This window comes from Plantactinospora sp. BC1 (assembly GCF_003030345.1).
Taxonomy (GTDB): Bacteria; Actinomycetota; Actinomycetes; order Mycobacteriales; family Micromonosporaceae; genus Plantactinospora.
On sequence record NZ_CP028158.1, the window covers coordinates 176894 to 189947 of the forward strand.

7 protein-coding genes are annotated in these 13054 nt (G+C 72.1%); all 7 read right to left on the bottom strand.

Features of this window, described 5'->3' with window-relative positions; genetic code table 11:
* Window positions 1-65: 65 nt before the first annotated feature.
* The gene (locus C6361_RS00720; protein ID WP_107266398.1) at window positions 66-1961 is read right to left on the bottom strand and encodes an adenylyl cyclase; all 1896 of its coding nucleotides are present in this window, start codon (window positions 1959-1961) and stop codon (window positions 66-68) included.
* 230 nt (window positions 1962-2191) lie between these two features.
* Complete coding sequence (locus C6361_RS00725; RefSeq protein ID WP_107266399.1) at window positions 2192-2482, bottom strand: hypothetical protein; 291 nt, start codon at window positions 2480-2482, stop codon at window positions 2192-2194.
* 153 nt (window positions 2483-2635) lie between these two features.
* On the bottom strand, window positions 2636-3454 hold the full coding sequence (locus tag C6361_RS00730; RefSeq protein WP_234359232.1) for a CPBP family intramembrane glutamic endopeptidase: 819 nt from the start codon (window positions 3452-3454) through the stop codon (window positions 2636-2638).
* 246 nt (window positions 3455-3700) lie between these two features.
* The gene (locus C6361_RS00735; RefSeq protein WP_199853188.1) at window positions 3701-5233 is read right to left on the bottom strand and encodes a hypothetical protein; all 1533 of its coding nucleotides are present in this window, start codon (window positions 5231-5233) and stop codon (window positions 3701-3703) included.
* 80 nt (window positions 5234-5313) lie between these two features.
* A complete protein-coding gene (locus tag C6361_RS00740) occupies window positions 5314-8148 on the bottom strand; it encodes a PQQ-dependent sugar dehydrogenase (RefSeq protein WP_107266400.1) in 2835 nt (944 codons plus the stop codon).
* 93 nt (window positions 8149-8241) lie between these two features.
* A complete protein-coding gene (locus tag C6361_RS00745) occupies window positions 8242-9972 on the bottom strand; it encodes a ThuA domain-containing protein (RefSeq protein ID WP_107266401.1) in 1731 nt (576 codons plus the stop codon).
* A 53-nt stretch (window positions 9973-10025) separates the two neighbouring features.
* On the bottom strand, window positions 10026-12899 hold the full coding sequence (locus tag C6361_RS00750; protein WP_107266402.1) for a ricin-type beta-trefoil lectin domain protein: 2874 nt from the start codon (window positions 12897-12899) through the stop codon (window positions 10026-10028).
* Between the last annotated feature and the right edge of the window lie 155 nt (window positions 12900-13054).

The window sequence follows — 13054 nt, forward strand, 5'->3', positions numbered from 1 at the left end:
CCGACCGGCGTCGGGGCGGGCGGGCACGGCGGCCGGTCGGAGACGCCGACCGGCCGCCGGCCCGGTTACGGTGCCACCGGGTACTCCGTGAGATAGACCGGTGCGCCGACCCGGGTGGTGTCGGCCGGCCCGCCGACGCCGTTGACCACGTGGTCGATGGTGCCGGCGCTGAGGTTGACGGTCATGATGTGGTGCAGCCGCACGCCCGGGGTCTCCGGCACCTCGAAGCCGTTCTCGGTGTGGATCGACGGGTTGTTCTGGTTGAAGACGTACACCCCGCCGCCGTGCAGGGTGTGCCGCCGCACCCGGTCGCCGACCTTGTAGCCGGCCCAGCCCTCGACGTCGCCGTTCATCCAGTCGGCCTGGGTCGGCGGGTCGTACGGCAGCTCGTTCTGGTAGAGGATCGTCGTGCCGTCCTCGCCGTTCCAGACGGTGTTGTAGCGCTGGAAGTGCTCGACGAAGAGGCCGGTCGCGGTGACGTGGTCGCCGTTGATGACGGCGCCGTACCGGCCGGTGTTGGTCCGCCAGCGGTCGGTGTCGCCGTTGACGCCCTCGGTGAAGCCCTCGACGCCGTGGTCACCGCGCCACACCCAGGTGTGGTCGATCAGGACGTGGTCGCTGTTCACCTCCAGGGCGATGTGCGTCCTGCCGATGTGCGGCCCGCCGACCCGGAAGTAGACGTCGGACAACGTGATCGGGTTGCCCGGGGTGCTGTGGTTGCGGCCGTGCCGGCTGCCGACCCGGAGCAGCACCGGCGACTCCCGCAGGCCGGCGTCGACGGTGACCCCGGCGACCACCACGCCGGGCACCCCGGCGACCTCCAGCGGAACGGCGCCGTTCACGGCGGTCAGGGTGGCGTGCCCGATGCCCAGCACCACCGTGTCGGGGCGGCGGACCTCGATGCTGCGGGCCACGTCGTAGACGCCGGGGGTGAGCAGCAGATGCCGGCCGCGCGCCAACTCGCGGTTGATCACGTGTACCGGGTCGGACGGCCGGGCGACGAAGAAGTCCCGCAGCGGGATGGTCCGGCCCGGGGTCAGCCCGGCACCCCAGGTGACGCCCCGGCTCTCCCGTCGTACGGCGGGCACCCGGACCTGGTACTTCCCCTTCCCGTCGACGAAGAGGTACGGCTTCTCCCGGCTCAGCGGCGTCCGCTCCAGCGTGGTGTACGGCGGGTCGGGGAACCCGGCGTCGTCGGGTGCGCCGACCACCCCGGCGAAGACCTGGTTCCAGACCGCGTTGGACCAGCTCGCGACCTCGGTGTTGCGGGTCAGCCACTGCTGCTGGGAGCCGTTGGTGGTGGCGGGCAGCCGCGAGTCGGCGATGAAGCCGCCGCTGGCGTACTGCGGTCCGGCGGTGCAGTAGTCCATCAGCGACAGTCCGCCGCCGCCGATGTTCATCCGGCGCAGCGAGACGGCCTGGGAGACGGCCCAGAAGTTCGCCGACGCCCGGCAGTCGTCCTGCCCCGTCGTGACGATGTTGATCGACAGGTTGGAGAGGGTACGCCAGAAGTTGACCAGGGCGATGCAGTTGCCGGTGCCACCGCCTTCGAGGCAGCGGTTGTAGACCTCGACCTTGCCGTTGATCACGACGTCGGTGGGGGAGGCGCCGAGCCCGGAGATCTCGGTGTAGTAGCCGACCTTTATCTGTAGCGGCTGTTCCGGGCTGCCGTAGGTGCCGGGCTTGAAGAGGTAGGCGTACCGGTCGGTGCCCATCTCGTTGCCGACCTGCCGGGCGTGTGTCGCGTCGAGCGTCGCCTGGATCTGGCTGACCGGCATGCTCGGGTCGAAGACGGTGACGTTGCGCCCGAGGTCCTGGGTACCGGGCCGGGCCGGGCCGGTGGCGCCGGCGGGTGCGCTCGTCGCGGTGGTGGCGGTGGCCAGTACGAGGCCGAGCACGAGCGCCCGACGGAGCCGGTGCCGCGCGGGGCGCCGCCGGAGGCCGGGGGAGGGTGTCGTCATGCGGTTCGTCCGTCCTTTCCACTGGCCGGAGCAGCGGCTCCGGACGCAGCGACGGGGTGGGTCGACGGGGCACCTTCGCCGGGCGGCGGCGGAGTCCCGGACGGCTAAGAGAGCGCTCTCTCGACCGTCCGGGGACATCCGCTCGCCGCACGAGGAAGGTTGACATGTTTCTACCCGTTGCCCGCCCCGTACGCCATCGGACGAGCGGCGTCGTCGAGAGTCGACGGACGTCAGGAGATCCGGGTGGCGGTCCTCGGCGCGCTCGCGGGACAGACGACGAGCAGGCAGCTCTCGACGCGTACGGCGTCGATGACCGGGCCGTAGGCGCTGGGCGTGGTACTGGTGAACCGGAGGGTGGTCGAGCCGGAGAGCACGTTGGTGAAGTACACCGTCCGGTACACGTAGCCCATGTCGGACGGGTTCCGGCCGGTGGTGTCGAAGGTCAGGTTGCCGATCGGTGACGCTATGGTGACGCGACCAGGCGGGACAAGGTCGTCCCTGCTCGGGAGTGCCGCCGCCATCCGACAGCGGAAGGAGTATCCGCCGACCTTGACACGCCGGCCCCGATCGTCGGCGGAGCCGGTGGGCGTCGGTGCCGGGCGAGGTCGGGTCGGCCGGGATGGCAGCAGCGGCGGACCTCTGCCGGCGTGGCATCCCTCCGGCTGATACTCAGCTCAGCGCAGGATCAGCACCGCCACCGTGCCGATGACCGCGTTGGCGGTCACGTGCACCAGGTACGGCACCAGGATCCCGCCGCTGCGCAGCCGGAGCACGCCCAGGGCCAGCCCCCAGGTGCCGGCCATGACCATGCCGACCGTGCCGGACGGAAAGCCGGCGTGGTGTGCGGCGCCGAACAGCACCGCCTGGAGCAGCACCGCTGCCCGGGCACCCCAGACGGTGGCGAGTTCGCTCAGCAGTACCCCTCGGAAGAGCATCTCCTCCCACACCGGGTTGACCAGCGCGAACCCCACGATCCCGAGGATGGCGAGCCAGAGTGGGAGGCGTTGCAGGTCCCGCAGGTATTCGGCCGGCTCGGGGCGTACCGCGAGCGCCCAGGCGACGAGTGCGACCCCGCCGAAGAGTACGGTGGCCAGGCCCAGCCACGGCGCCTCCGGGGTCAGCCTGCCCCGGGCCAGCCACGGCGCCGCCGGGGCCACCCCGGCCCATCGCCCGACGAGTAGCAGGCAGGCCAGCGGCAGCACGCAGACCAGCACGGTGGTGAGCGCGGGCGGCCAGTCGGCGAGGATCCCCACCGCGAAGCAGCCGAAGAGCGGGCCGACGAAGGCGGCGGTCCGCAGCGCCGCCGGTGAACGCAGCACGGCGGCGGCCACGATCAGCGCGGCCACCAGCACCGCGACGACCGCCGTCCGGGCCGGTGCCGCGGGATCGATCGGCAGCACGGCGCAGACACCGAGCGCGACGACGATGCCGCCGGCCAGCCCGGCCCGGTTGACCGACGACGTCGATCTCGACTGCTTCGTGCCTGAGGACATCGGCGGCTCCCGAGCGGTGCGCTGCGACGGCGGACAAATCACATTGTGCTGACCGCTCGGCATCGAGGTGGTCCCGGACCGGCGCCGACCGCCGGAATCCCACCTCCGCGCGGCGCTGGCGCGCGCGTCGGAACGGCTCCACGATGCCCGGTCGTGACCCGAGCCGGTGTCGGTCGGGGTTGGTGCCGCTGGGGCACGAACGGCCCCGCAGGCACCCTCCCCGACCGACAGCATCGGGTGGTCGATTCAGCCGACCAGGTCGAATCGTTCCCAGGGGCCGATTCCGGTCCGGTTGGCGACCAGCGGGGCGGCTCCGGCGTTCTCGGCGACCACGTACCGGTTGTTCACCGTGGCGCGCAGGCTGACGCTGCCGTCGCCGTTGCGGACCAGGTGGAAGGTCTCCCAGCCGCCGACCGCCGTCCGGTTGGCGACCAGCGGGTTCGCCCCGGCGTTCTCGGCGGCGACGTACCGGCCGTTGGCCCGGGCGCGCAGCGCCACGGTGCCGGCGCCGAGTTCGACGAGGTCGAACTGTTCCGCCGTACCGACGGCGGTGCGGCTGGCGATCAGCGGGGCGGTGCCGGCCGGGTCGGCGGTGACGTACCGGCCGTTGGCGTGGGCGCGCAGGCTCACCGGCCGGGCCGGATCGGGCCCCGGTCCGGGGTCGACGGCCGGGTTGAACTGGCGTACCCAGTGCCGGGTCCGGTCCAGGTAGGCCGTCTCGGCGGCGGCACCGGTCTGCCCGTACGCCCCGGAGTAGGTCAGGTAGCCGTGCCCGTCCGGCGGGTTCGCGCTGGCCGGTTCGATCGTCGAGCCCTCGTGCCACTCGTTGAACGAGGTGATCGAGACCCAGGTCGGCGGGCCGCCGTGCGCCGCGCTCAGCGCGTTGCCCCACTGCCGGTCGTACGCGGCGCCGTTCGCCCGGTCCACCGTCGGGGTGGTGTTGCCGGGCACCGCCCGGTCGTCGAGGTACCCGGGTGCCACCGAGGGAGCCCAGACCAGGCCGTTCGCCTTGCAGAAGGCGCTGGCGTCGGCCCAGCCGGGCGCGGTCGCCCCGGCGATCCCGTCGTAGGTGTACATCCCGCCGAAGTGCGCCACCTTCGTGGTGTCGGTGGTCTGGGCCAGCACGATGCTGTTCGGCTTGACCTGCTCCAGCGGGGACCAGTCGGTGATCCGCAGGCTCTCGAAGACGTAGAACGCCGACCGGTTGCCGTGCGCGGTGTCCCGGTGGAAGGCCGGGTGGCCGCCGTACCGGCTGTGGATGTAGTTGATGTCGGCGACGGTCGAGTCGGCGCTCCGCCCGGCGTACGGCTCAAGGTGCCAGGCGACCCGGAGGCCGTGCTCGGCGGCGGCGTCCAGCACCACCGGGGTCAGGTTGTCCTCGTAGGAGCCCTGCCCCCACCAGCTGTGCACCACCACCCCGACCCCGGCCCGGCTGATCCAGGCCATGTGCTGCCGCACCGCCGCCGGGTCACCGGAGTCGTACGCCCCGAGCGTCGGATAGAAGTTGGCGCCGATCTCCTGCGGCGGGGTGTGGCCGCCCTGTTGCCAGTGCCGGTAGCTGCCGGAGTGCGCCGGGTTGCCGTACCAGGAGTAGTAGAAGATGTGCACGTTGTCGGCGGTTCGCGGCGGCGCCGCTGCCGCGACCGGCTCGGCGGGGCCGGCCGGTGCGGCGGGGTCGGGCGGGGCGGCGGCGTTCGCCGGTACGGCCGGCGCGGCGAGCCCGGCCGCCAGCAGCAGGGTGGCGGCGGTGCGCCGCAGCCAGCGCGTTCTCGGGTGCATCAGGGGTTACCTCCGTTGTCGAGCCGGGCCGGCGCGGTGCGGTCGGGGGACGCCGACCGCACCGCCCGGCCCGGGGGTGCTCAGCCGTTGACGAGGGTGAACTTCTCCCAGGGGCCGATCGCGGTCCGGTTGGCGATCAGCGGTTCGGTGCCGGCGTTCTCGGCGGCGACGTACATGTTGTTCACCGTGGCCCGCAGGCTGACCGTGCCGTCCGGGTTGCGGACCAGCGCGAACGTCTCCCACGCCCCGGCGGCGGCCCGGTTGGCGACCAGCGGGTTCGCCCCGGAGTTCTCGGCGCAGACGTACATTCCGGTGTTCCGGGACCGCAGCGCGACGTTGCCGCCGCCGAGGTCGACCAGGTCGAACTGTTCGGTGGCCCCGATGCTCGCCTTGTCGGCGACCAGCGGGCTGCTGCCGACGGCGCTGACGTACCGGTTGTTGGCGCTCGCCCGCAGCCCGGTCGCCGGCCCGCCGCCGGTGCCGCCGGTGGCGAAGGTGAACGAGTCGACGTCGAAGAGGTTGCCGGCGCCGCCCTTGAAGACCAGGAAGAGCGTGGTCGTCCCGGCCGGCTGGTTGGCGAGGGTGGTCGAGACGTTGCCGAAGGTGTCCCAGCTACCGGTGTTCGGCACCGCGACGCTGCCGAGCAGGGTGCCGGTGGCCGAGCCGGCCCGGACCTCGATGGTGCCGCCGGCCCCGCCGGAGGAGACCCGCGCGGTGAACCGGGTGGCGTTGCCGAGCTGGTACGGCTGGTACGAAATCCAGTCGTTGTTGTCGATGAATCCGGCGGTCCGGCCGCCCTCGGCGGTGGCGTGCTCGGCGGTCTGCACTCCGCCGGACTGTGCGCCGAAGTGCTCACCCTGCCGGTGTCTCGGTTGCAGGGTCCGGATGCTGTGCGAGGTGAGGCCGCCGTTGTCGGTGTAGCTGGCGTCGAAGACGCCGTAGATGTTCGCGGCGGCGTCGTGCTCACCGTCGACCGGGACGTCGATGGTGCCGGAGCAGCCGGTCCTGGAGGTGATCTCGTGGGCGTGGCTGTCGTGCCCGAGGGCGTACGTGACCCGGACCCGGGCACAGTCGATCGTCCCGTCCTCCGGGTCGCTGACCGTCACCTGGTACGGCACCGTGTCGCCGAAGCTGAACAGCGCGCCGTTGCCGGGGACGGTCAGGTTCACCGTCGGCGCCGAGTTGCCGACCGTGACCACCAGGCTGGCGGTGCCGGTCAGCCCGGCCGGGTCGGTGACCCGCAGCGTCGGGGTGTACGTCCCGTTCGCCGTGTACGTCTTCGTCGGGTTCGCCGCCGTCGACGTCGTACCGTCGCCGAACGTCCAGAGGTAGCTCAGCGTCCCGCCCTCCGGATCGGAGCTGCCGGCCGAGGAGAAGTTCACGGTCAGCGGGCTCGGTCCGGAGCTGCGGTTGGCGGTGGCGACCGCGATCGGGTTGCGGTTGCCGCCGCCGATGTACTCGATCCGGTACAGCGCCTGGTTGTTGGCGCCGGTGCCGTAGTCGAGGACGTAGAGCGCGCCGTCCGGGCCGAACGCCTGGTCCATCACCTGGGTACCCCGCCACGGGAAGTCGGAGATCTCCCCGGGCGAGCCGTCGGCGTTCACCGCGATCGCCTTGATCCAGCGCCGGCCGTACTCACCGGCGAAGAAGCGGCCGTTCAGCGAGGCCGGGAACTTGACGCTGGAGTCGAGGTTCGGGTCGTACCGGTAGACCGGGCCGCCCATCGGGGACTCGGAGCCACCGCCGAACTCCGGTGGCGAGCCGGCGTCGCCGTACCGGATCCAGCTCGGCTTGGCGGGCGGCAGGGTGCTCAGCCCGGTGTTCCGGAACGAGTTGTTGGTCGGCCCGCCGGCACAGTTGTACTTCGCCTGGGACGGCCCTGACGGGAAGGTGTACTCGTTGTACGTCTCCGCCGTGGTGTTCGTGCCGGTGCAGTACGGCCAGCCGTAGTTGCCCGGTCCGGTGATCCGGTTGAACTCGACCTGCCCGCCCGGTCCCCGGTTCGGGTCGCCGACGCCCGCGTCCGGCCCGTAGTCGCCGAGGTAGACGATTCCGGTCGCCCTGTCGACGCTCATCCGGAACGGGTTCCGGAACCCCATCGCGTAGATCTCCGGCCGGGTTCCGGCGGTCCCCGGCGCGAACATGTTCCCGGCCGGGACGGTGTAGGTGCCGTCGGCCTGCGGCTTGATCCGCAGCACCTTGCCGCGCAGGTCGTTGGTGTTGCCGGAGGAGCGCTGCGCGTCGAACTGCGGGTTCCGGTTGGTCCGCTCGTCGATCGGGGTGTACGAGTTCGACTCGAACGGGTTGGTGTCGTCCCCGGTGGACAGATAGAGGTTGCCGGCGGCGTCGAAGTCGATGTCCCCGCCGACGTGGCAGCACTGCCCCCGGTCGTTCGGCACCTGGAGCACCACCCGCTCGCTGCCCAGGTTGAGGGTGTCGTCGGCGTTCATGGTGAACCGGGAGAGCCGCAGGTGCCCCTTCCACCGCTCGAAGTCGGCGGCGGTCCCGGTGGTCGGGGCGTCCCCGGCCGGGGTGTTCAGCGGCGGCGAGTAGTAGAGGTAGACGAAGCGGTTGCTGGCGAAGTTGGGGTCGACGGCGACACCCTGCAACCCCTCCTCGTCGTGGGTGTAGACCGGGATGGTGCCGGCGACCCTGGTGTTGCCGGCCGCGTCGGTGACCCGGACGGTGCCGTTGCGGGCGGTGTGCACCACCGACCGGTTCGGCAGTACGGCCAGGGACATCGCCTCGCCGATCTCGGCGGAGCCGGTGGCGAGGGTGACCTGCTGGTAGTCGGCGGCGGGGACCGGGTCGGCCTGGGCCGCCGTCGTCGGCGACGCGGCGAGGATCGCGGCGGCGGTGGCGAGCGTCGCGGTCGCGTACGACCACGGTCGTCCTCTGCGGGGGTGCGCGGACACGGGAACCTTCCTTCTGGGCCGGGGTGTGCGCGACCGCCGCCCCGGGTCGCGGGGCGCGGCACGCGCGTGCTGGGGGAGGGAGCGGAGCGGCGGTCAGCCGCCGTAGACGTTGAGGTCCCAGAGCGAGTAGCCCCACTGGGTGGCCCGCTGGGTACCGGTGATCCGGACGTACCGGCCGTTCGCCGAGATCGGCACGTCGTCGACGCCGCCGTCGCCGCTGCTGGTGGCGTAGACCTGGGTCCAGGTCGCGTTGTCCGGCGAGACCTGGATCTGGTACGCCCGCCCGTACGCCGTCTCCCAGTTCAGCCGCACCCGGTTCAGCGGGTACGCCGCGCCGAGGTCGACGGTGATCGTCTGCGGGTCGCCGTACGCGCTGCCCCACCGGGTACCGGAGTTGCCGTCGACCGCGTTCGCCGCCACGTGCGGGCTGTTCGGCTCGACGCTGCTGGCGGTGGCCGACCTGCCCCGGGCCAGGTCGGTGCCGGGCGGCTGGGTCGGCCCGTCGGTCCTGATCCGGACGTTGCGGTAGTTGATGTCCAGCCCGGCGCCGTCGTTCTGGAGTCCGAGGTAGCCGTCGGCGATGTTCCGGCCGCTGGTGTAGTCGTTCACCTTGACCCCGTTGAGCCAGACCTCGACCCGCTGGCCGTGCACGCCGATCTCGTAGCTGTTCCACGAGCCGGGCGGGTTCAGCGCGGCGTCCCGGATCGCGGGGTTCGGTGCGGAGAAGCTGTAGACGCTGCCGGTGGTCCGGGACGGGTCGGCGTCGGTGGCGTCGATCTGGATCTCGTGGCCGGCGTCGACCGGCCGCCACGGGTCACCCTGCGGGTCCGGGAACCCGACGAAGACGCCGCCGTTGTCGTCGCCCGGCATCATCCAGTCGACCTTGAGGGAGTAGTTGGCGTAGCTGCGGACCGGGAACCAGAGCAGCCCCATCCCGCCGAACGAGGTCAGCGTGCCGTCGGCCAGGGTGAAGCCGCCCGGCCCGGCCTGCCGCCACTGCGCCAGGCTGGCCTGGGTGCCGTCGAAGAGCGCGGTGTAGCCGGTCTCCGGCCGGCAGTCCGCCGGGGCGGCCCCGGCGGCGATCCGCAGCCCGCCGAGGAGCATCCGGGTGAAGTTCGGATCCGAGTACGACTCGTCGGTGTGCCCGAGCCCGGTGTACCAGGATCGTCCGCCGCCGTAGTTCTGGCACCAGGTGATCGGGTGGTCGCCACCCATCGACCCGCCGCTGTACGACGACTCGTCGAGGCTGGCCAGCACCTTCACCCGGGACCGGGGATTGGTCCGGTAGTTGTACCACTCGTCGGTGCGGGTCCAGCTCGCCGGCAGGTGCGAGGTGGCGGCGTTGCCCCGGTCCTCGACCCGGATCGTCGCCTGCTGGGTCGCCGGGTGCGAGGCGAAGTACGCCCCGACCAGCCCGCCGTACCACGCCCAGTCGTACTCGGTGTCGGCGGCGGCGTGCACCCCGACGTACCCGCCACCGCCCGCGACGTACGCCTCGAACGCGCTCTGCTGCCCGGCGTCGAGTACGTCGCCGGTGGTGTTCAGGAAGACCACCGCCTGGTACCGGCCGAGGTTGCCGGTGTTGAAGGCCGCCGCGTCCTCGGTGGCGGTCACGGTGAAGCCGTTGGCGGTGCCGAGCTGCCGGATCGCGGCGATCCCGGGCGCGATCGCGGAGTGCCGGAAGCCGGCGGTCTTGGTGAAGACCAGCACCCGGCTCAGCGGGGCGGCCTCGGCCGGTGCCGGGCTCAGCACCGTGACCGCGCCGGCCAGGGCGAGTCCGGCGGCCACGGCGGCGGCCGTCACGGCGAGAAGACGTCTGCGCATGCGAACTCCTTGCGAGGGGGTGTGTTCCGGGCGGAGGGGCGGACGGGGCGTGGTCAGGGCAGGGTCCAGTTCTGCGCGGCGGTGCCGTTGCAGTCGTAGATCTGCAACTGCCGGCCGTTGCCGGGATTCGAGCCGGGGATGTCCAGGCACCGGTTGGCCTGCGGGTTGCGCAGGCTGCCGTTGGCGCCGGCCGCCCACTGCTGCGCCCCGCTGCCGTTGCAGGTCCAGAGCTGCACCGGGGTGCCGTTGGTGGTGCCGCTGGCCGCCACGTCCAGGCATTTGCCGCGGGCCCGGATCGTGCCGTCGCCGGGCAGCGTCCACGTCTGGTTGGCCGAGCCGGCGATGCAGTCCCACATCTGCACCCGGGTCCCGTCGGCGGTGCCGCCCGCGTTGACGTCGACGCACCTGTCCATGCCCCGGATCGGCCCGGTACGCGGCCCGCCGCCGCCGGCCGGGGTGCTGACCCCGGCGCCGGTGAAGGTGTAGCTGTCCAGGTCGAGCAGGGCGCCGCCGCTGCCGCCGGTGAAGACGACGTAGAGGTCGTGGGTGCCGTCGTCGGGTTTGCTGACCGGGGCGCTGACCTCGGTGTAGTTGTCCCAGCCGCCGGTGTTCGGCACGGTGACCCTGGCCACCTCCGGGCCGGTCGGCGAGTCGTACCGGAAGGAGACGACGTTGCCGGCCTTGTCCGACGAGACCCGGGCCCGTACCCCGGTGATGCCCTTCAGGCTCACCGCGTGGTGCCGGACGTACTCGCCGGTCTGGATGTCGCCGAGCCGCCGGCCGCCCTCGGCGCCGGAGGCGTTGATCACCTGCGGGCCGTGCACCGAGACGTAGTGCTCGGCCTGCCACTGCTTCGGCCAGAGGGTGATCTCCTTCTCCCCGGTCAGCGGCACCGCGCCGGTGGCGCCCCGGTCGGTGTAGCTGGAGCGGAGCACGAAGAAGAGCACCGAGTCCGGGCCGGCGTGCACCGGTCCGGTGTTGACGGTGAAGCCGCAGCCGGTGCCCTGGCCCTCCTCGTGGGCGTGCTCCTGGTGGCCGAGCGCGGCCCGGATCACCACGTTGGCGCAGGGCACGGCGCCGTCCTGCGGGTCGGTGGCGGTCGCCGTGGCGGTGACGTTCTCGTCCCACGAGATCATCCCGCCGTTCGGCAGCCCGTCCAGCGTGACCGTCGGCCGGTTGTTGCCGACCACGATCGCGACCTGGGTGGTGCCGGACCGCCCGGTGCCGTCGTTGACGGTCAGCCGGGCCCGCTTGTCACCGTTGCCGGTGTAGGTGTACGTCGGGTTCGCGGCGGTCGAGTCGACGGTGCCGTTGCTGTCGAAGTCCCAGGCGTAGCTCAGCGGGTCGCCGTCCGGGTCGGAGCTGCCGGCGCTGGAGAAGGCGACCTGGAGCGGGGCGAGCCCGTTGTCCCGGTTGACCGTGGCGACGGCGGTCGGGGAGCGGCCCCCGGCGACGTAGTTGATTTTGTAGAGGCCGGCGGCGACGTCACCGGAGAAGTAGCCGTTGCCGTACTCCAGCAGATAGAGCGAGCCGTCCGGGCCGAACTCCATGTCGATCGGGTGCACGAACTGCATCCCGGCGAGGACCGGCTCGATGACGGTCGGGTTGCCGGTACGCGGGTTGCCGTTGTCGAACTGGACCTCCTTGATCCAGTTGCGGCAGTACTCCGTGATGATCAGCTTGTCGTCGTAGTACGCCGGCCACTTCACCTCGGAGTTCAGGTTCGGGTCGTAGTGGTAGACCTCGGCGTGGTTCGGCGAGCCGCAGCCGCCCGGGTTGTCCAGCGCCGGCCACTCCCGGCTGCCGCCGTGCTGCTCCCAGACCAGCGCGCCCCGGGTCGGCGGCAACTGCCGCAGCCCGGTGTTGTTCGGCGAGTCGTTGACCGGCCCGGTGCCGCCGCCGCACGGGAACCAGCCGCGCGGGGAGTTGGTGGCGAAGTTCCAGTCGTTGTAGGCGACGTTCGGCCCACCGCAGTACGGCCAGCCGTGGTTGCCCGGCGCGGTGGCCCGGTTGTACTCGTCGTACGCCGCCGGCCCCCGGTTGGCGACCGTGGCACCCGCGTCCGGCCCGACCTCGCCCCAGTAGAGGGTGTTCGCGTTCTTCCTGTCGACCCAGATCCGGTACGGGTTCCGTACCCCCATGACGTAGATCTCGGGCCGGGTCTGCGCGGTCCCCGGCGCGAAGAGGTTGCCGGCCGGGATGGTGTAGCCGCCGTTCTCCTCCGGATGGATCCGGTTGATCTTCCCGCGCAGGTCGTTGGTGTTCCCCGAGGTGCGCTGCGCGTCGTACTGCGGGTCGCGGCTGGGGCGCTCGTCGATCGGCGCCATCCCGGCCGAGTCGCCGCCGGAGTTGGTGTTGTCGCCGACCGCGAAGTAGAGGTTCTCGTTGCTGTCCCAGCTCATCGAGCCGGCCGAGTGGCAGCAGAGCCGCCGCTCGGTCGGCCACTCGATCAGCTTCGTCTCGGCGCCCAGTTGCAGGGTGCCGGTGTCGAAGGTGAACCGGGAGATCCGGTTGACCAGCGGGGTGCCGACCGGCGAATAGAAGAGGTACACCCAGCGGTTGGTGGCGAAGCGCGGGTGCAGGGTGATGCCGATCAGCCCGTCCTCGAACCGGGCGTCGAGTGGCAAGGTCAGCGCCACCGTGGTCGAACCGGTGGCCGGGTTGTAGAGCCGGACCTGCCCGCCGCCGGAGCTGGTACCCCGGTTGATGTAGAGCACCTTGCCGTCCGGCAGCACGGAGAGCTCGATCGGCTCGCCCATGGAGAGCCCGCCGTCGAGCTTGACCTTCTCGAACTGCGTGGTCGGCGGCGGCGCGGCGGTCGCCGGTGGGGCGGCGACGCCGACCGCGACCAGCGGCGGCAGCAGCGCCGCGACGGTGGCCAGCACCACGGCGGCGACGGTACGACGTGCGGGAAGTCTTCGATTCATGGCGTACTCCGGCGGTTCGGTGGGGGTGCGCGGTGGGGTGGTCCGGGTACGCGGCCGCCGATGCCCGACCCGGTGGTACTGGCGGAAGAGCCGGCGGATGCGGCTGTCCCGCCGCCACGGCCGGCGGGTCGGGGGTGGACCCGCCGGCCGTGGCC